This is a genomic window from Salinibacillus xinjiangensis, from assembly GCF_009649735.1.
GTDB classification, from domain to species: Bacteria; Bacillota; Bacilli; order Bacillales; family Alkalibacillaceae; genus Salinibacillus; species Salinibacillus xinjiangensis.
The window spans coordinates 23,240-43,118 of sequence record NZ_WJNH01000017.1 but is presented as its reverse complement, the minus strand read 5'-3'; the positions used below and the strand labels follow the sequence as shown (position 1 = coordinate 43,118).

Sequence of the window (19,879 nt, the reverse complement as noted above, 5' to 3'; positions counted from 1 at the left end):
GCCACTTAACGCGGCTGAAGCCCTCTTTCTATCTTTATTTATCTTCCTGGTCGTTTGAATCACTTTGTGTATCATTATTAGAATCCTTTGCATCTGTATCAGCTTGCTCAGATTCATTTTCATTCTTCTTCGCTTGAATGTTTACTTTTACATCATCAGAATCAGTCGTTTTTTCTTCCTTTGTCTCCACATCATCTGCCTTAACCTCTTTTACAACCTCAGGCATACGTCCATCTTCAAACAAGCCTTTAATTTGATGAGCATCTAATGTTTCAACATCCAATAATGTATTAGCAATTAAATCAAGCTTATCTTTATTATCTGTCAATATGGTTTTCGCACGGTCATAACATTCAAGGATAATGTTTTGAACCTCTGTATCAATTTCATAAGCAATCTTATCACTGTAGTTTTGCTCATTTTGAATGTCTTTACCTAAGAAGACCTGACCACCTTGGCTACTACCGAACTGAAGTGGTCCAAGCTTATCGCTCATACCATACTCGGTAACCATTTTACGGGCAATGTCTGTTGCACGCTGGAAGTCATTATGTGCACCTGTACTGACTTCGCCAAAGGTCACTTCCTCAGCGACACGACCACCTAATAATCCAGTGATTTTATCTAACAGTTCAGGTTTTGTCATAAAGTAGCGATCCTCTCGTGGTAGCATAACCGCATAACCGCCAGCCTGACCACGAGGAACAATTGTTACCTTATGAACCATATCGGCATCATCAAGTACCATACCAATTACGGTATGTCCACTTTCATGGAAAGCAACAATATTTCGTTCCTTCTTGGAGATGACACGACTCTTCTTCGCCGGACCTGCAATCACTCGGTCGATCGCTTCGTCGACGTCTTCCATTTCAATTGCAGACTTATCTGTCCGCGCAGCCACTAGTGCTGCTTCGTTTAGTAGGTTTTCAAGATCGGCTCCCGAAAATCCTGGTGTACGCATAGCAATCGTTTTAATATCAACTGATTTACCAAGCGGTTTATTTTGAGCATGAACTTTCAAGACCTCTTCACGGCCTTTTACATCTGGTCGATTAACCGGAATTTGACGGTCGAAACGTCCAGGACGTAATAAGGCAGGGTCTAAAATATCTGGTCGGTTCGTTGCAGCAATAATGATAATGCCTTCGTTCGCACCAAAACCGTCCATTTCAACAAGCAATTGGTTTAAGGTTTGTTCACGCTCATCGTGACCTCCACCAAGGCCTGCACCACGTTGACGACCTACTGCGTCAATCTCATCAATAAAGATGATGCATGGGGAGTTTTTCTTAGCGTTCTCAAATAAGTCACGTACACGAGAAGCACCAACCCCAACAAACATTTCCACAAAGTCAGAACCACTTATAGAGAAAAATGGTACTCCAGCTTCACCTGCTACTGCTCTTGCAAGTAGCGTTTTACCTGTACCTGGAGGACCTACTAATAGTACCCCTTTTGGAATACGAGCCCCAATTTTGGAAAACTTGCGAGGATCCTTAAGGAATTCAACAACCTCTACAAGCTCTTGCTTCTCTTCATCTGCTCCAGCCACATCTTTAAAACGAACATTTTTCTTATCTTCACTGTAAAGCTTAGCTTTACTTTTACCAAAGTTCATTACGCGGCCGCCGCCACCCTGCATTTGATTAAGCAGGAAGAAAATCAAAAAGAATATGATGACAAAAGGAATAATTGACGTAAAGAAACTAACCCACGCACTTGGTTCCTCTTTTGCCATAAATTCAATTGGTATGTTTTGTTCTAAGGCAATATTTTCTATTTCACTAATTTCCTGATCATTATCAGGCGCCTCTGTTGCGAATGATGTACGGGTATTATCTTCTGTGGTCATCTCACCAGTAATCGAGTTCGCAAAGTTTGTATATTGAATGGTCATCTCTTCAATTTGACCATTATCTAACGCTTCCACAAACTCACTGTATTTTAATGTCTTGGTTTCTTGACTTGGCCCATTAAATACGCCAACAATACCTATAACCACTAAAAAGATAATTAAATAAAATATCGTGTTGCGAAATACCCGGTTCATTTCTTACCTCCTCCCAAGCGGAAAAACTATAATAAATAGTACCACATAAAAAACAACATACTCAACTAATATCCCTTAGTTAAATGTTTAGACGAGTAAAGGGAATTTAATGCCTAATTTTTAAAAATCAAAGATGTCTAGCTCCGGCTCCTGAACAGTCGCCTCCGCTTTTCTTACTTTCCTAAATATACTTCTGGTTTTAAGACGCCAATATACGGTAAATTACGATATTTTTCCTGATAATCTAATCCATATCCAACAACAAACGCATCAGGAACTTCAAATCCGACCATATCCGCTTTTACATCCGCCTGTCTGCCAGTTGGTTTATCAAGCAAAGTGACAATTTTGATTGATTTAGCCTTACGATATTTAAATAAATCAACTAAATAGCTAAGGGTTAATCCACTATCTATAATATCTTCAATAATGAGGATATCTCTTCCTTCAACTTTTGTATTTAAATCTTTAATAATTTTTACTTCTCCTGTGGATTTCATTCCACCATCATAGCTTGATACATCCATAAAGTCCATTTCCAAGTAGGTTTCAACCCTTTTAAGTAAATCTGCCATAAATGGTAGAGCACCTTTAAGAACACCAATTGCCAGCGGGAAACGGTCTTGATATTCCTCCGTTAATTCACCAGCTAGGAGCTTAATCTTCTCTTGAATGTCTTCTTCGGCAATTAAAACTTCCTTTATGTCGTTGTGCATGACCCTATGTTCCTCCTATATGTAATCAATTTGTTAACCTATAAAGTCTGATTGAAAACCTTTAACCGAAGCCATTTTTGATTATTAGATGTTTCCTCCACCTCACCTTTTTTCAGGTTAGGAACCCACAAAAGCTGCCCATTGTAATCGGTAATAACAGGCCATTGTTCCCGTTGGTCTTTCGGAATCTTCTCATCAATAAAAATATCCTTCAGTTTTTTCCTTCCCCCTAAACCACGAACTCTCATTTTATCCCCGTCCTGTCTCGTTCTCACAATAAGTGGAAAAGGGATGCTTGAGGCATCACAAACAAAAATGGTCGGATCTTGTTCTAATGGTCTTTCCTTTTGGTAAAGAACCTCTAACTGAATTTCCGCTCCATCAGGAAGGGTGGTAATGTCACCAGGGTGAATTTTTTTATGGTATGGGATGATTGAAATGCTATGAAAGGTAAGAATAAAATCATCATAAACACGAATCCCTCTTAACCCACCCGGAAGATCAACTTTGGCATTCGGTCTACCCGTTTCAATTATATGAAGAATGCTTTCAATATGGGTAGAAGAAAAGTCCATTTCTTTAGTTTTGTAAAGATAGTTTAATATTAGATGAAAGGCTCTCCTTTGTAAAGGTCGAGCATACCCCATAAACTTCTTAATATTTAGCTTTACTTGACCTTCTTCTTTCTCATCCCAAACCACGCATTCTGTTAGGATTTTTTCCGCTTCCTTAAATAAAAATTGTTCATCTTCATTTAAGAATTCACTAACGGTTAACAAGCTTTCATGTATGCTTGGATTATAGGATTTTACAACTGGAATAATCTTTTTGCGAAAGGCATTCCTCGTGTATACTTCATCCTCATTCGAGGGGTCATATCTCGGAGTAATCTCATTTGTGTCACAATACATTTGTATTTCTTGCCTAGTTAAGCCTAAAAAAGGCCGGATGATCCATCCATTGGAAAACTCTCGCTTGAAGGGAATTCCTTTTGGGTTAGCACCTCTAGTTAGCTGCATAAACATCGTTTCAACCTGATCATCACCATGATGTGCCATGGCTAATAGGGGTGATCGGCTTTTTTTCATTTCATTAGCAAAGAAATCATACCGTAGTTTTCTTGCTGCTAATTGTGTCCCCAGCTTATGGTCTTTCTTATACTTATTCACATCAATACTGGTGTCGACGCAGGTAATGGACCACTTTTGGCACATTTCCTTCACATACTGAACATCCTGATGCGATTCATCTCCTCGTAGCTGGTGATCGACTGTTAAGGCAGTTAGGGTAAGCTGATAGCGGTCCCGAATTGTTTTAAAAAAGTGCAGTAATCCCATAGAATCAGGACCTCCAGAAACCGCTATATAGATATGGTCACCTCGTTTAAATAAGTGATGATTTTCACAGTAGGATAAAACCTTTTCTTCTATCAATCGAGCCACTCCATTCACTTCAACTACATACAACCTTATCCTATCACTTTCATAAAAGTAGGTGCAAAGAGAAAAGGACTAGATTAAAGCATATGAATGACAAAGTAAAAAATCGTAAATAGTGCGGTAACCATTGCGATTCCAAGTGATTCCTCCCATTGATAGTGTTTTTGTTTTCTTTGCTGACGCTTTACTGTTGAGTTATTCCTTCTAGGTTGGCTGCGGGTTTTTGTGTTTTGTGAACTAGATTGTTGCCGCTTTAATATAATTTTGGAAAGATCCTGACTCATTTCTGAACTGGAGGTGTACTTTCCTAATAAAGCTTTTTCCAAACAACCAGCATACCTTCTTAATATTGGACTTTGCTTTATTTTATATGTAAGGGTTCGATAAGGGTTCGGGCCTTTATCAAAACGATTTGGATAAAATACTTGAATCATTACCATAGCAACAGCAAAAAGGTCATAGGCTGGGTCTGCCTTCCGTGTACCTAATCCCCAGTACCCACGATCATAAAACTCAGTATATTCCTTCACAGCTCTTCCTTGCTTAGTTGTTCCACCAACATCTATTAAACGAAGTCTCGGCGGAGCATCAGTGACAATAACATTTTCAGGCTTTAAGTCCCCAAACACCCACCCTTGGTCATGAAGCTCGCGTAAATCACTTAAAAGCTGAACAATCAAAATACCTAGCCATTCATAGCCTTTTCTCTTAATAAAGGTGTTCAGCTCATACCCCCTTAAATATTCCATCACATAAAAGGAATAGGATTGATCCTTCGTGATGATCCAATCATCGACATCCAACAAAGAAGGCCCGAGGCGACTTCCCTGGACCTTCTTAAATGCTTTCAGTACGTTTACTTCTGTTGTAATGGCCGATGGCTGGTCACTAATTTTTAGCGCTACATAGCTTTGATTATGAAGAGCTAAATAAACCGAACCTATCGTACCTGAACCAAGTAGTTTGACGATTTGGTATGTTTGCTGGTGCCATTTGCCTTTAATTTTTGTACCAGGACTAAGATTAGTAACCAGTTTCTTCGTAGATGGTCTCATCGGTAGAACCCCATCCTTCTAGCTTTGGTGTTGATTGAAAACGATACATAACATCTTTCAAGGCCGGTCCTGTTGGAGTAATGCCTCCACTCGTTAATCTAGGGAAGACCGATGCGATATTGGAAAGCTCATTTGTCCACGGCATGATTTCATGAACAGGCTGCTTTTTACCAGGGAAGCTATATATGGCAAATCGATTATTCCCTGTTCGTGCATTTAAACTCAACGATAGATCTTCCAGTGATTCTTTCACGGTTGGAAGCTTATGAGCCATACTTGCACTTGTATCTACCAATACTAGAACCTCTAAATTGCTTGTTTCGCCTAAATCCTCTACAACCTCCATCACTTCCCCACGTTTTTCTGGTGGGAGGTCTTCCATGGACTTCTCCGAGCCTAATATTTGTTGTAATTCTTGGTTTACAACTCCTTGTAAGGTTTGAGTCATTGCTTGTCTTGTTACCATTTGTACCGTTTGTGACAACGCCTTGGCATAAACGATTCTACTAACTCCACCCCCAGCCTTGGCAATATCCTCTACTTCTTCTAACCCCTCAGGCTGTTCAGATTGCTCATCCTCTAACACTCCAATCACGTTTACGGTGATTCCATGCTGATGAGCTAAAGCACTAACAGATGATGGATCCTCTCCTTGATTGGAACATCCATCTGTAATTAATAGAATCTGTTTAATGGTACCCTTCTTCATGCTATCCCTCCTCAATTTCTATTACCATCATTGCCACCTAGAACTAGACTTATACTATCGACTGAATGAACTTATAAATTCTAATAGTATAAGAAAAAGACGCAATAAATGATTATTGCGCCTTGTGAAGAGGGAAGGATGCCCACTCTGGAATATTATCTTCAATTTTAGCTACTAGCACCGTCATATCATCATCAATTGTACCTGACTTAGTTCTCACCACTTCTTCCAAAATAAGATCAGCAATCTCTTGAGGATTTTCCGTTTCCATTTCCTTTATTTTACGTTTCAACCAAAGGTCAACGTTTTCAACATGTTTTGGCCCTTCAAAAATACCATCACTCATCATGATTAAAATATCTCCTGGCTTTAGCTGTTCATTGACAACATCAACATCGAACTCCTTAATAATCCCAATCGGTAGATTACTTGCCTCCACCTTCATAATGTCTGATGAACGTTTGATAAAGCTTGGAGTAGACCCTATCTTCAGAAATTTCACACCAGCATGATGCAAATCAATAACAGCAAGGTCTAGTGTGGAAAAAATTTCATCCGTTGTTCTAAGGGATAGGATGGAGTTGATAGACTTAATTGCTACCTTTTCATTAATCCCCGATTGTAGGATCTGCTGTAAGAGCCTTAAGGTTTCCATACTTTCTAAGTAAGCCCTTTCGCCATTTCCCATCCCATCACTAATGGCTAAGGCATATCTTCCACTTCCTAGCTCTAAGGTTAAATAACTGTCTCCAGAGATGAACCCGCCACCTTTTGCAGCATGGGAAACCCCTGTTTGCACATTATATTGTTGCGCAGATTTAAAGGAAAAGAATCCATATCCATTTGTAAATGGTGAAACCTCTTCATGATCGACAATTACGGTTTCCTGAAGGATTTCTGATAACACGGGTGCGATGATCTTCGATGCCTCCCCACGATAATCATAAAAGGATAAATTCATCTCAATATCCACTCTGCCTGGTTCTAGGCTGTATATATCTAATTTTTCAATTTCAAATCCAAGTTCATTGATAGCATATACAATTTCACTTTCCTGCTGTTCATGAATTTGCCGTTCTTTCATGATTTCCTTTGCAAAGTTGTCCATAACATCTGAAACGCCCTTTAGCTGTTCGGCAACAAATTTACGACTTTCTTGTACCTGCTTCTTTAACCGCTGATTCGCCTGATAAAAGGATAGTTCACTTTTCATCGTGTCATAAACCTTCTTAGACTTTACACAATGCTTATCAAAGTCACGTTTTAGCCTTCTTCTTTGGTCTAGTGTCCCATCTTCCATTTCGGACATAATTTCTGTCATATAATCATAGGTTTGATCAAAATTATTAACCCAGCAGCTTTCTTTTTTAAAGCATGATTGGCAGGTCTTTTCGGTAACATGGCTTAAAAAGAAATCCGTTTCCTTGGAATCCTTATGCGGTTCATGGACTCCATCAATTCGTAAAAAGCTCTTTGATAACGCCTGAAACATATCTGAAAATTGTTCAACACGATGTGCCGTCACATCTCTCACCTTTTGTAAATACTGTTCCTGTTCCTCTGTATACTCATTCGTTCCAGGAATATATCGGGCCATCTTTCGAATAAGTTTCTCGGGTGTACCAAAAAATAGAATAATCGCAAACCCGGTTTCAATTAACGTTGGAGCAAATTGATTACCCTGGCCCTCCCCATAAATTCCAATCAAGAGTGTGGCAATAAATAAACCTAAGCCAACACCTACCTTTTTTCCATCCTTAAGTAAGCCGCCTAATAGACCTGCAAAGGCAAGAAGGCTCATTTGGTATAAACTAGCTACATCCGCAAGACTTAAAACAAGACCTGTTACGACACCAACGGTCGATCCAATCGCAGCTCCACCAATATAGGCTAGCACCAACACAAAATAACGTGAAAAGACCTGTTCAACAGACGCATCCATAATAATCCAACCAATGGTTCCAGTTAAAACGGATGCGATCAAAATCATTACACACACAATTTCCTCATTTTTTAAGTCCTTTTTTACCCTTTTGGGTGATAAAATAGGTACGCTCTGCATAAAGATGAGAACAAGGACAACACTTAAGCCTGCCTCTACTATCGTTAGGACCCATTGATAGGTTTCAACCTGACCAATGAGAACGTGCCCTGATATCCGCGGGATTAAACAAGAGATAAACACGAATAACGGGATGATTTTTTGTTGATTGGATGCCTTCTTAAATAATGCCGCGAGTATACAAAATAGAAATAAACTGCTAAACAAATAGATTGCGTGTTCAACATGAATAGTCAGACTTCCCACTAACACCGCAAGTGCTACCTTAAATGAAATATTTCTCCTTAGCATCCAAATAGATGCAAAAAACGCAACTGCAAATGGGGCAACAGAGTCCAGGATAATTGCCCTTCCTAGTAAAAAACCCGCAAATACAATGAGCCAGCCCTCGTCCATAAGTTTTTGCTTGGAAAGATCTCCTACTTTCTTTTTCCAATTTAATAATAAATAACGTACATATTGATATGAAGATTTTGATTGGTTCCTTGTAACGGATTCAATCATTATCGATCACTCCTTTTATGTACTCTATTGAAACACACCTCTATTATTTTTTTTGTCAAAACAAAGGGACAAGCTAGAAAAAGTCTTCGACGTGTTTCCGAAAATCAAGTTGCAATTCTACAATATAAACCGAAGAAAAAAATGAAATGCATGGACTCTGTCACATTTCATCGAGTAATTCACACCATTTTGGCAATTGAAAAATCGACAAAACCTATTGACACTTATTTAATCCTGTTATAATATAATTCTTGTGCTTTTAAAGCACCTATCCTTTAATTATATTAAAAAATGGCGGTGTAGCTCAGCTGGCGAGAGCGTACGGTTCATACCCGTGAGGTCGGGGGTTCGATCCCCTCCGCCGCTACCATTATTTAAACCGGCCCGTTGGTCAAGTGGTTAAGACACCGCCCTTTCACGGCGGTAACACGGGTTCGAATCCCGTACGGGTCATATAAAAAAGAGGTGTCTCATTCATTTGAGACACCTCTTTTTTAGCTTACTCTACCTTATTACCATTCATATAAACGTTACCATCTGGGTCAGCTTCAATTTCTAGCTTTTCTTCCCCTTGATTAAGGACGACTTTAAAAGTACCTGCTTCTGTACTGTCTGTTTCGCTTTTCTCTTGAAAAGAGACCTCTCCCTCTTCATTTGCTCCAATTTCAAAGTTACCACCATTATGATTGATGGTTAATCCAATATTAAACTTGGATTTTAATTCATCCAATGACTTGGGCAGAATGGAAGAAAGGTCACTCATTTTATGTTCTGCACTATCTGGTCCCTTTGATTGTCTTTTCCTTTCATCCATACTCACGGATTTCTTCGTGATATCTTTATCCTTGGCGTTTTTATCCTTAGCACCTTTGTTGCTATTTACAATGTTGGTTGCATTTGCTAGTACAGCCTGTTCATTATCATTCGTTTGTGCACTAGCCTGAACAGCGGTTGCATCATTACTTCCAAATGCAATGGCAATTGCCGCTACTTGCTGGTTTACATTTTGTTGTTCAACATCCTGGGTTTGATTAACAGATGCTAAAGCCTTACGTGTGACGGGGTCTAAGTGGCTCAGAAGGTTCACCCCCTTTTTTGGTTTCGAAATTCCTGTTTTTACTTTGCTGTAATTATTGCTGCATACAATAACGTATTTCCTAGATTTGTAAGGGCATTAGTAGAATAGGAACGTTAATACGCTGTAACCTCAGTGTTGATGACCTAAAGAGCTTTGATGAAAATAATAGGGGATAAAGATACTAGAAGATACTTTGGGGATATTTTCACACATAAAGAAAACTCGCCGATTGGCGAGCCTGCAAGGCGAAGACAGAGGGGTAGTTGCACTTATACTATCTACCTAATTAACTTATAAATTCTGATAGTATAAAAAAAGCCCTAAAGGATATACCTTTAAGGCTGTATACTTATTATATCGTTATTCGTTAGAAATACATTTTTCAGTCCATGTTTATAGACAGCAAGTTAACCTTTTTTAGCACCACGCCCGCCGCGTTTCGATTCCGTATGTTTCCTCAAAGAAGCTAAGCGATCTTCACTATCCTTTAGAAAGCGGTTCATCTTTGCCTCAAACGATTCACTGCGTCTGTTTGGTCTGTTTGAGTTATTGCGTTTTTTATGACGATTTGGATTTTCTTTTGCCTTTTTAATGGAAAGGCCGATCTTACCATCGTTGACGTTAATCACCTTTACTTCTACTTCGTCGCCAACCTTTAAGTGTTCGTTGATGTCCTTCACATACTTATCCGCGACTTCACTAATGTGAACAAGACCTGTAGATCCTTCTGGTAATTCTACAAAAGCTCCAAAATTTGTGATGCCTGTCACCTTGCCTTGCAGCTTGCTGCCTACTTCAACTGACATAAAAAAAATGCTCCTCCTTAGAATTTTAAATAAGTCTTCTATACTATATTATATATATGCACGTAAAAAAGTGTCAATAAGACAAATCCCCATCTTCGGGAACATTAAAGATAATCTCCCCTTCCTTGGAAAGAAAGTAATCTTTACGGGCTATTTGCAGGATATAATCTGTATCCTTTAACAAATTCATTTCTTCCTTAAGGTCCTTCTCTTCTGCTTTTAGTTTATCCAGATCCTGTTGTAATTGTTCATACTGATTTACTTTTTCGTTATATAGCTGCCGTTGATCCAAATGGTAATTCAATAAGTAACCAAAAACCGCTACAATCAAAACGGCAAAAAGTGTCAAACGACGATATAGACGTTTTTTCCTTCGTTTGTGTCGTTCCATTTGTGCATCATATTGTTTCATATAGTTGGAATTTAATCTAGTCACAGGTCCCTTGTCCTGGTTCATCGTCGTTTACCTCCTTTTTGAAAAAATCATTTTCCATCGTTCAATGATTGTATCTATTATTCTACTACAAAAACGAGAGAAGGAAAGAATGTTTTTTTTCCAACCCCTTGGTATAGCTGACTTTATTTTATTCCATACATACATTAATGGTCTTCTAAATATTTTCCATGGAATTAAAAGAATCCAAATGACAACAGCCCAAAACAGGGTTAAGAGATATGTGGTCAATTTAAACAGCTTAGTAAGCGGGGCGATGACTAAACGTTGAAAAAGTCTATTAAGAAAACGGAAGGTGGCAACGGAATATTGGATCATACCTTCAAGTACCTTTAAATACATTACCCTTAATACGGATTGATAAAACGCTATTCCGAACAAAAGGGCTAGCCAGACATACAAACGAAGCTGTCCTTGGTTTGTCAAATATAGAATATAAAAAATAACTAAACCCTGTAGGATCCAAAACAAAATTTCATTTGCATATTTACTGATATCGCTGCGCTTTTTATGGTTGTGAAAGCGATGAAAGGTATCAATCGCCATCCCTAAATAGATTCCGCTTGCCACCATTACCATCATCGTGAAAAATTGTAGTGAAAGACTCATTTAAATAGCTTGCTAAAGAGACCTTTAGCTTTATCTCCTTGTTGTTCGTCGATATATGATAATTCGTAGACTCGCCCCTTTATGGCAACTAACCCCTGTTCAACATCAAGGTTTTTCATATGGAGATTTTCCCCACGAACCACTAGAAATCCTAGATTGGTTTGAAGTAAAAATTCCTCATTATCAAAACTATCGACTTCCTTTACACCTGTGATCTCTAGTTCTCTACGGTTTACTATTTTCACTTGATGCTCCTGGTGCTCCCTTTGCGACGGATAGAAATTGTTTTCATAATTCATAGAGTCGCCCCTCCTTTATCATTAAAATTTATGATAGAAGGGACAAGTCTAGAACATGAAATTAAATTATTCTCGGTTTACCTGCTCCTCTTTGACAATTGTATAAAGTGACGAGGCTTCATCTTTTTTTACATTCTCTCGTAAGTCATTCACTCGAACCGTTAGAAGCTTTTGCCCAAACTGAATTGTGAGCTCATCACCTGCTGAAACATTTGTTGAGGCCTTTGCTTGACTGCCATTTAGCTTAATTCTACCTTGTTCGGCTACTTCCTTTGCTAAAGTTCTTCTTTTTATAAGTCGTGATATTTTTAAAAATTTATCTAAGCGCATGGTTCGTTACCTCTCTTTTTCTATGTTCGTTTTTGCCTCTTCCCAATATCGATCCATTTCAGAGAGCGACATGTCTTTAAGGCTTTTTTTATTTTCTGCTGCACGTTTTTCTATGTACTGAAAACGCGACTTGAATTTTTGGTTTGTTCGACCTAATGCAATTTCCGGATTGATCTTTTCATGTCTTCCTAAATTTACAATGGCAAACAAGAGATCACCAAACTCCTTTTCCGAATTGGTTACTGATTGATTCTCGATTGCCTCCTCAAATTCCTTTATTTCTTCCTTAATTTTGTTCATGATTGGTGTTTTTTCTTTCCAATCAAAGCCTACTTTAGCCGCCTTCTTTTGGAGCTCCAGTGCTGTTAATAAAGCAGGCAGCGATTTTTCAATACCATCCAATACGGATGATGGCTGATCCCCTTGCTCCTCTTGTTTAATTTCTTCCCAAGATTGAATAACAGCATCTGATGATTCTAAATTGGCATTCCCGAACACATGAGGGTGCCTACGAATCATTTTATCGGTAATTGATTGAATAATATCATCAACACTATAAAATCCCTCTTCCTCACCGATTTGACCATGAAGCATGATTTGCAAGAGCACATCTCCAAGCTCTTCTGCAACTTTATCATCGTTTTGATCATTAATAGCCTCAATGACTTCATATGCTTCTTCAATTAAGAATGGCCTTAGAGATTCATGAGTTTGTTCCAGGTCCCAAGGGCAGCCATTAGGTCCTCTCAAAATCGCAATCACTTCTCGCAGACGTTCAAATTGATGATTCCTCAATTCTTTAGGAACAGGTGGTACATACACACTGATGAGATTGCTGATTGGAACCTTTCGATCAAGCTCATAAAGTGGAACCTTCTTCATCCACTCGCTATCGCTCCCCGCAGCATGAACGACTGTAACCTCATAATCATCAGGTAAGTCCTCCATCAAGGTTAATTTTACTTCAGATGCAATCATTTCATCGTAGACCTGTGTGAAAATGATATGCTGTCCATACTTTAAATCAAATCGCTGAAAGGAAGTTGCGTCAACAAATTGAAATCCTTCCACAGGATCAATGGATAACGCTGTAAACAAACTATCTAAGTAGCTTTGCCCATGCCCAATATGTACCTTAAGATTAGCATCCCTTTGCTCAGCTTCAAGAAGAAGTTGAACGGTTCTTTCCGCTAGCATGGGATGACCTGGTACTGTATAAATGATGGACTGTTGCTGCGCTGCTTGTATGAGCGTTTCCGCAATTTGATCATATACAGATTCAAAATCCTGATGCTGTCCATATACCTCATCAAAGGACTGAAAATTCACTCCCTCATTCATTAGGGATTGAATAACAGGATGATCCAGGGTGCGAGTGTAGATAGCTGCTTTACTAGATGTTAAGGTTCGGTAAACACCCAGTGAAATTTGATCGATGTCTCCTGCGCCTAAGCCGAAGATCGTGATTACTTTCTCCAATATTTTCTCCTCCTAACTGTCATACGAACGAGGCGATCTCCATAAGGAAATTGCCGTAACTCTGATCTTGAAAATGTGTTTGTCACTAATAACACACCAAAAAAGGCTAAAGCTCCAAGCCCACACGTTATAATAGTCGCCAGCATTAAATCAAAACGTTCCTGTATGTCTAGCCAATAGCTGTAAGCCTGTTGGGATATGAATACAATGAAAGCCATTATAATGAGTCCTAATAATAATGATTTCCAAGGTAGAATATCACCAAAACATACCCTCGTATACTTCTTCAATAGAAAACCAAAGGCTAGAACTAAAAATATTACACTGAACACAGATGCTAGGGCGCCCCCTAAAATGCCTATTGATGGAATCAATAATTGATTGAATAACCACTTGATCAAAACCGCTATTCCAAATAGAAGCGCTTGTCTTTTCATAAACCCTAATCCCTGTAAAAAGGTTGATAGGGTTAACGTTAACGATACCAACAATATCATAAGGGAGAACACTTGGAGAGTAAGTGTGCCAGACTCTGTTTTATATAGTAATAAATTCACAGATGGCATCAAAACCATTAAGCCGACAGTGGCTGCAGCTGAGAATATTGCTGTAAGCTTTAAGGCTCGTTTCACCGCTTTTGTCTCAAGTTTATTTTGTTCATTGACCTTTGAATTTGAAATTGCCGGAACCAGTGCAAGTGACAGGGATGAACCAAACACAACCCCTAGCTGTACAAGCGGCTGACCACGGTCGAACACTCCTTTTTCCATCTTAGCTTCAAGCAAGCTCAGTCCATTTTGTTGTAAGCCATGAATCATCGTAAACACATCAGCAATTTGCAAAAGAATTAATAGCATGAAATTTAATCCAACGACCAAGCTTGTTTCAAAGAGAACCTTGACCACTTTTTTGATGGCAACCATTTTAGTCGTAACGTTCATTTCCTTCAGTCGATAAAGCATTATTCCTGAAAAAATTAAAGTTAAAATAGCGGCCAATGCTCCTATGGATGAGGAAATGGCTGCCGCGCTACCCACCTCATACAAATCCTTCCCCTGTTGAAGTAACACATAGGTAAACCATAAAATAAAACCCACCCGAAATAGTTGCTCCACCGTTTGCGATATAGCAGTTGGGCGCATATCACCTGTACTTTGAAAGCTTCCTCTTAAAAAGGAGGTAAAGGAAATGAGCAAAAAAAGAACAGACGTAAATTGGATGGGACCCGTTAAATGACGATCCCCCATCCAGTGGGCTAACTGATCTGCGCCAAAATATAAAATGGAAAAGAAAAGCCCATTCAGGATAAAGATAAACATAAAGATGGGGAGATAAAACGTTACGGTTGAACGTTTCCCCCCCTCTTGTTCAATCACTAATTTTGATATGGCAGCCGGATAGCCATAAATGGATAGAATCCAAGCTATCGTAATGAATGGATAAACCTGTTGATATATATAAAAACCTTCATCACCCGTTAAGTTTTGGAGAGGGACTCGATAGCCTGCGCTTAAAATCTTTCCAAATATTCCTGCTGCTGTGAGGAGTAATGCTCCCCTAAGTAATTGTTTATGACTCATAATGTTCGCCCTTCTAGACTGTTTGAATACCAGCCATCTTCTATTAGAAACCATTATAGCAAAGACGAGGGGCTTGGTATATAAACGTGGGTCTACCCAAACATTAGAAAACGTTAATTAACCTGAAATAAAAGAAATAGAGAAACAAAACACGTTATAAAGGAGCAATCCCTGGATTTTAGTGCAATTCCAGAGCTCAGTCTGCAATTACCGTCCTATAACAACAATTACATAAAATGAGGCGGGAATAATTGCTGTTTTATGTGCTGGATTGAAACTTTGATTAACCTTATGAGTTCATTAACCAAGCATCTTATAAATTCCACTTAAATAACCTTCATAGCACCACACTCTTTAGTGACCTTTTTGTATAAAAGTACAAAAAGGTCGCCCTTAATTTTCCTGGACGACCCCGCTCTGTACTACATATCTTAATCCATTTGTCTAGCTAAAAATCCTGCTGCTGTCTCGGCAGCTTTTTGCTCTGACTCTCCAATCACTTGATCCTGTGACACTAATACAACACACCCAACTGGATCACCATTGGCCACAATTGGCGCCATCGTGTATGAGGCTATTGTTTCCTCTTTTCCATCGACAAATTCAACACTTTGCTCTGATTTTTCGGTGACAACACTTCTGTCTTCCATGATCTTTTCTATTTGAGAACTGATATTTTTATTTAAGTACTCTTTCTTTGATCCTCCAGCTACAGCTATAAATTCATCGCGATCTGAAATTAATACGGTGTGTCCTAATGTATCAAACAACGCTTCTGCATACTCCTTAGCAAAATCACCTAATTCATTTATTGGCGAATACTTCTTTAAAATTACTTCACCTTCACGGTCAACAAAAATTTCTAGAGGATCGCCTTCCCGAATGCGCAACGTTCTTCTAATCTCCTTTGGTACGACTACTCTTCCCAAATCATCGATACGACGAACAATACCAGTTGCTTTCATGCTTTCAATCCTCGCTTTCTAAGATGTGTTTACTTAGGGTGATTCGCATATTCGAAACCACCATTTCGTAAAGTTAGTATTTAACATCACGGCCAATCTATACACGTAATGGTAAAATTTCGCGAGGACTATGTACGTATATGGATGTACATTAGCCTGCAACATATGGCTCCTTACTTTTCACTTCTGGTAGCTTGGATATGAATTCTTCTACAAGCTCATAACGTTTATGCTGCTGGTTACGATTAAAACGAAAGGCTATCTTAAGCTTATTATTCTCTGTTCCAAGCTGTATTAATCGGTCATATTCGTTAGCCAGCTCAAATAATTTAGCCCCGTCGACCGTCTGACTTTCCTCACCGTCCATAATTAACTCAAGTTTCACCTTCGTTTCAGAAATGGATTCAATTCTTTCCTTACGTGCCAGCAAACGTAGCTTTGTCACATGTAGCAAATTCTCAACCTCGCTCGGGTATTCACCGAAACGGTCCATCAATTCATCCTGTAGGTCTAAAATGTCGCTTCGTTCTTCGATGGATCTGAAACGCTTATACATATCGATTTTTTGCTTTTCATCCTGTATGTAGGACGATGGAATATACGCATCTAAATCTAGATTCATTTCAACCTCAAACGGCTTTGCTTCTTCATATGTCTTCCCTTGCTTTTTCGCCTCAATGGCATCCTTTAGCATTTGGGAATACATATCGAACCCAACTGAGTCAATGAAGCCATGCTGCTCAGCCCCTAACAGATTACCAGTACCTCTAATGGAAAGATCTCGCATCGCAATTTTAAATCCTGAACCTAGCTCTGTAAATTCCTTAATTGCTTGTAGACGTTTTTCCGCCACTTCCGTTAAAATTTTATCCTGCTGATACGTAAAATAAGCATAGGCTACCCGGTTCGAGCGTCCAACCCGACCGCGCAGTTGATATAACTGACTTAAACCCATTTTATCTGCATCATAGACAATTAACGTATTTACATTTGGAATATCCACGCCTGTTTCAATAATGGTCGTACTCACAAGTACATCATAATGACCCTCTAGAAAATCTAATATTACATTTTCAAGCTGTGTTTCATTCATTTGTCCATGAGCATAAGCCACTCTGGCATCGTCGACTAATAAATCAATATGCTCTGCCATTCTTTCAATATTTTCTACCCGATTATAAAGGAAAAAGACTTGTCCTCCACGGCTCATTTCACGCTCAATAGCCTCACGAATAAAGCTTGCATTATATTCCACCACATAGGTTTGAATGGGAAATCGATTTTCAGGTGGTGTTTCAATAACAGATAAGTCTCTTACCCCTAACATTGACATGTGCAACGTTCTCGGAATTGGTGTTGCCGTTAATGTTAAAACATCTACATTTGTCTTTAATTGTTTAATTTTCTCTTTGTGCTTTACCCCAAACCGTTGTTCCTCATCGATAATGAGCAGGCCTAATTCCTTAAATTTTATATCATTGGAAAGAATTCGATGTGTACCTATGACCACATCTACTAAGCCCTTCTTTAAACCATCAAGCGTTTCCTTTTGCTGCTTACGTGTCCGAAAACGACTAAGCAGTCCTATATTTACACCAAATTCTTGGAAGCGCTCCTGGAACGTTTCAAAATGCTGCTGAGCTAAAATCGTCGTTGGAACCAAGACAGCTACCTGCTTCTCATCTAAAATGGCTTTAAAAACAGCACGGATTGCTACCTCAGTTTTTCCATATCCGACATCACCACATAATAATCGGTCCATCGGCTGTGGTTTCGTCATATCCTGTTTGATTTCTTCAATACAACGAAGCTGATCTTCAGTTTCCTGATAAGGGAAGGCCGCTTCAAATTCCCTTTGTAATTCATTATCCTCAGAAAACGCAAAGCCCTTTGCCCGTTCTCGTTCGGCATAAAGTTTAATAAGATCATCAGCAATATCCTCAACTGAGGACTGCACCCGTCTCTTAACTTTTTTCCATTCGCTACCACCTAATTTATAAAGCTTAGGCTCTTTTCCCTCAGAGCCTACATATTTTTGGACAAGATCAATTTGGTCAATTGGGACAAAGAGCTTATCATCGCCAGAATACTTGATTAGCATGTAATCCTTGTGTAGTCCATTTAATTCTAACGTTTCAATGCCCACATATTTCCCAATTCCATGATTGGCATGAACGACATAATCGCCAATTTTTAATTCCTGATAGCTTTTGATTCGTTCTGCATTGGAAATCTTTTGCTTCCTTTTCGGTTTTGAGGTTTGTTTTTTAAATAATTCCTGTTCGGTTAAAACCGCAACACGAAAGAGCGGTAGTTCAAAACCACCACTTATTTGCCCTTCTATAATGGTTGCATTATGAGTCGGTAGTGAAATATTGGCATCGGCTATCACAGAATCCATTCCATAATCCTCTAATACGGATTGCACCTTTTCCATTCGTTTTCGGTTTGGGGCCACAATCAGAACTGAATAATCCCCTTTGTCCCAGCGGTTCATTTCATTATTCAATAAATTCATCTGACCGTGGAACTCCTGCATAGCACGGCAGGAGATATTAATTAAATTCTCAGGATTTGTGTTTGGGATGTGTCGTAAAAATACGGATAAATAGAGCTTTGAATAATGCTCTAACCTAGACTGCAAATCCTGCCAACCAAAGGACATGGAAAGATCTCGAACCATCTTGTTTTGTTCCTGCAGAGCTTGGTACCAATCTGCTTCCTCATGATCTAGACTAGTGGAGGTTTCTTCCACGCGGCTCATCTCATCAATGACGACTAAACCATCGGATGGCATATAATCTATTAAACTAGCTGGCTGATCATAGAACAGGGAAATATATTTATGAATTTCTTTGAACTGTTCTCCATTACGAATACGTTCAATGTCATACTCAATGTTCTCTGCCAATTCCTCTTTTGCCGTTTTATCTTTTAATTTTTTTAAGGAATGTGCCAGCAGCTTTTCTAATCGCTGTGAGCCTTTTAATCTTTCTTCATCTGAAAGCAATAATTCCTCCGCAGGCCCAATGATGATTTCCTCTACTTTTTCGTTATAGGACCTTTGCGAGTTAGAGTCAAAATAACGGATAGAGTCTACTTCATCATCAAACAACTCTATTCTTACTGGGTTTTCCGTCGTTAACGGATAAATATCAATGATTCCACCCCGAATACTAAATTCACCAGGGGCACCAATCATGTCTTCCCGCTTGTAGCCCATTTCAACTAATAATTTGCTATATTCTTCAATCGATATGGATTCACCTACACGAAAGGGAAGCTTAGCCTGATTCCACCGTTGTTTAGGTGGTAGGATCCGTTTGCAAGCTGCAACAGGGGCTATAAATATTCCTCTTTCTTGATTAAACCAATGATGTAGTGCATCCATACGTTGACTTAACAGCTCTGGACTAGCTACAGCAATCTCAGATGCCATTAATTCATTAACTGGATACAAAAATACCCTTCCATCATGACTTAACTCTACTAGGTCTTCATAGAGCTTCTGTGCTTGGCTTAAATGATGGGTGATGATAAGTACAGGTTTTTCTAATGATTCTGCAAGTAATGATACAAGAACACTTCTAGCCGCTCCAGACAATCCTGAAGCCAGTTGCTCTTTCATTCCTGAAGAAAAACCCGAAATAATGGTTTGAATATCATTTTGTTCTTGTAAATAGCGTTTTAATCCTTGCAAACTTTACTCCCCCTTAAGACCATTCAACACTACATTCACGT

Annotated in this window: 16 protein-coding genes and 2 tRNA genes; 2 read left to right on the top strand and 16 right to left on the bottom strand. The window is 39.0% G+C overall.

Features of this window, described 5'->3' with window-relative positions:
* Nucleotides 1–34 precede the first annotated feature (34 nt).
* The 6 genes from ftsH to spoIIE all read right to left on the bottom strand — a co-directional run bounded on the left by ftsH (nucleotide 35) and on the right by spoIIE (nucleotide 8,538).
* Complete coding sequence (gene ftsH, locus GH754_RS18125; RefSeq protein WP_153730066.1) at nucleotides 35–2,053, bottom strand: ATP-dependent zinc metalloprotease FtsH; 2,019 nt, start codon at nucleotides 2,051–2,053, stop codon at nucleotides 35–37.
* Nucleotides 2,054–2,226: 173 nt separating this feature from the next.
* Nucleotides 2,227–2,769 (bottom strand): hypoxanthine phosphoribosyltransferase, encoded by a 543-nt coding sequence (hpt, locus tag GH754_RS18120; protein ID WP_153730065.1) that lies wholly within the window; start codon nucleotides 2,767–2,769, stop codon nucleotides 2,227–2,229.
* Between the two features lie 38 nt (nucleotides 2,770–2,807).
* Entirely contained in the window at nucleotides 2,808–4,202 is a 1,395-nt protein-coding gene (gene tilS, locus GH754_RS18115; protein ID WP_153730064.1) for a tRNA lysidine(34) synthetase TilS, read from the bottom strand.
* An 83-nt stretch (nucleotides 4,203–4,285) separates the two neighbouring features.
* Nucleotides 4,286–5,263: a serine/threonine protein kinase gene (locus GH754_RS18110; RefSeq protein WP_153730063.1), complete on the bottom strand. Its 978-nt coding sequence runs from the start codon at nucleotides 5,261–5,263 to the stop codon at nucleotides 4,286–4,288.
* Nucleotides 5,232–5,972, bottom strand: a complete 741-nt coding sequence (locus GH754_RS18105; protein WP_153730062.1) for a VWA domain-containing protein — start codon at nucleotides 5,970–5,972, stop codon at nucleotides 5,232–5,234. The genes GH754_RS18110 and GH754_RS18105 overlap by 32 nt, the downstream gene beginning before the upstream one ends.
* Before the next feature lie 112 nt (nucleotides 5,973–6,084).
* On the bottom strand, nucleotides 6,085–8,538 hold the full coding sequence (gene spoIIE, locus GH754_RS18100; RefSeq protein ID WP_153730061.1) for a stage II sporulation protein E: 2,454 nt from the start codon (nucleotides 8,536–8,538) through the stop codon (nucleotides 6,085–6,087).
* A 293-nt stretch (nucleotides 8,539–8,831) separates the two neighbouring features.
* On the opposite strand from spoIIE, the gene GH754_RS18095 reads away from it, so the two are divergent.
* Nucleotides 8,832–8,908 (top strand) — tRNA-Met (locus GH754_RS18095).
* An 11-nt stretch (nucleotides 8,909–8,919) separates the two neighbouring features.
* Nucleotides 8,920–8,991, top strand: a tRNA-Glu gene (locus tag GH754_RS18090).
* Nucleotides 8,992–9,037: 46 nt separating this feature from the next.
* Here GH754_RS18090 and GH754_RS18085 read toward each other — a convergent pair.
* The 10 genes from GH754_RS18085 to mfd all read right to left on the bottom strand — a co-directional run bounded on the left by GH754_RS18085 (nucleotide 9,038) and on the right by mfd (nucleotide 19,838).
* Nucleotides 9,038–9,625: a hypothetical protein gene (locus tag GH754_RS18085; protein WP_153730060.1), complete on the bottom strand. Its 588-nt coding sequence runs from the start codon at nucleotides 9,623–9,625 to the stop codon at nucleotides 9,038–9,040.
* Between the two features lie 398 nt (nucleotides 9,626–10,023).
* Nucleotides 10,024–10,422: a S1 domain-containing RNA-binding protein gene (locus GH754_RS18080; protein WP_153730059.1), complete on the bottom strand. Its 399-nt coding sequence runs from the start codon at nucleotides 10,420–10,422 to the stop codon at nucleotides 10,024–10,026.
* Nucleotides 10,423–10,495: 73 nt separating this feature from the next.
* The gene (locus GH754_RS18075) at nucleotides 10,496–10,879 is read right to left on the bottom strand and encodes an FtsB family cell division protein (protein ID WP_153730058.1); all 384 of its coding nucleotides are present in this window, start codon (nucleotides 10,877–10,879) and stop codon (nucleotides 10,496–10,498) included.
* 6 nt (nucleotides 10,880–10,885) lie between these two features.
* Nucleotides 10,886–11,485 (bottom strand): spore cortex biosynthesis protein YabQ, encoded by a 600-nt coding sequence (gene yabQ, locus GH754_RS18070; protein ID WP_153730057.1) that lies wholly within the window; start codon nucleotides 11,483–11,485, stop codon nucleotides 10,886–10,888.
* A complete protein-coding gene (gene yabP, locus GH754_RS18065; RefSeq protein WP_153730056.1) occupies nucleotides 11,482–11,784 on the bottom strand; it encodes a sporulation protein YabP in 303 nt (100 codons plus the stop codon). Before yabP ends, yabQ begins: the two co-directional genes overlap by 4 nt.
* Nucleotides 11,785–11,850: 66 nt before the next feature.
* Complete coding sequence (locus GH754_RS18060; RefSeq protein WP_153730055.1) at nucleotides 11,851–12,114, bottom strand: RNA-binding S4 domain-containing protein; 264 nt, start codon at nucleotides 12,112–12,114, stop codon at nucleotides 11,851–11,853.
* 6 nt (nucleotides 12,115–12,120) lie between these two features.
* Nucleotides 12,121–13,593, bottom strand: a complete 1,473-nt coding sequence (yabN, locus tag GH754_RS18055; RefSeq protein ID WP_153730054.1) for a bifunctional methyltransferase/pyrophosphohydrolase YabN — start codon at nucleotides 13,591–13,593, stop codon at nucleotides 12,121–12,123.
* Nucleotides 13,581–15,173, bottom strand: a complete 1,593-nt coding sequence (locus GH754_RS18050) for a putative polysaccharide biosynthesis protein (RefSeq protein ID WP_194841404.1) — start codon at nucleotides 15,171–15,173, stop codon at nucleotides 13,581–13,583. The genes yabN and GH754_RS18050 overlap by 13 nt, the downstream gene beginning before the upstream one ends.
* A 431-nt stretch (nucleotides 15,174–15,604) precedes the next feature.
* Nucleotides 15,605–16,138, bottom strand: a complete 534-nt coding sequence (gene spoVT / locus GH754_RS18045) for a stage V sporulation protein T (protein ID WP_153730052.1) — start codon at nucleotides 16,136–16,138, stop codon at nucleotides 15,605–15,607.
* 151 nt (nucleotides 16,139–16,289) lie between these two features.
* Entirely contained in the window at nucleotides 16,290–19,838 is a 3,549-nt protein-coding gene (gene mfd, locus GH754_RS18040) for a transcription-repair coupling factor (RefSeq protein ID WP_153730051.1), read from the bottom strand.
* Nucleotides 19,839–19,879 lie beyond the last annotated feature (41 nt).

Bases quoted from the DNA above. Each gene is read 5' to 3' on its own strand.
- ftsH (WP_153730066.1), bottom strand. From the start codon at position 2,053: ATGAACCGGGTATTTCGCAACACGATATTTTATTTAATTATCTTTTTA.
- hpt (WP_153730065.1), bottom strand. From the start codon at position 2,769: ATGCACAACGACATAAAGGAAGTTTTAATTGCCGAAGAAGACATTCAA.
- GH754_RS18110 (WP_153730063.1), bottom strand. From the start codon at position 5,263: ATGAGACCATCTACGAAGAAACTGGTTACTAATCTTAGTCCTGGTACA.
- GH754_RS18105 (WP_153730062.1), bottom strand. From the start codon at position 5,972: ATGAAGAAGGGTACCATTAAACAGATTCTATTAATTACAGATGGATGT.
- spoIIE (WP_153730061.1), bottom strand. From the start codon at position 8,538: ATGATTGAATCCGTTACAAGGAACCAATCAAAATCTTCATATCAATAT.
- GH754_RS18080 (WP_153730059.1), bottom strand. From the start codon at position 10,422: ATGTCAGTTGAAGTAGGCAGCAAGCTGCAAGGCAAGGTGACAGGCATC.
- GH754_RS18075 (WP_153730058.1), bottom strand. From the start codon at position 10,879: ATGAACCAGGACAAGGGACCTGTGACTAGATTAAATTCCAACTATATG.
- yabQ (WP_153730057.1), bottom strand. From the start codon at position 11,485: ATGAGTCTTTCACTACAATTTTTCACGATGATGGTAATGGTGGCAAGC.
- yabP (WP_153730056.1), bottom strand. From the start codon at position 11,784: ATGAATTATGAAAACAATTTCTATCCGTCGCAAAGGGAGCACCAGGAG.
- GH754_RS18060 (WP_153730055.1), bottom strand. From the start codon at position 12,114: ATGCGCTTAGATAAATTTTTAAAAATATCACGACTTATAAAAAGAAGA.
- GH754_RS18050 (WP_194841404.1), bottom strand. From the start codon at position 15,173: ATGAGTCATAAACAATTACTTAGGGGAGCATTACTCCTCACAGCAGCA.
- spoVT (WP_153730052.1), bottom strand. From the start codon at position 16,138: ATGAAAGCAACTGGTATTGTTCGTCGTATCGATGATTTGGGAAGAGTA.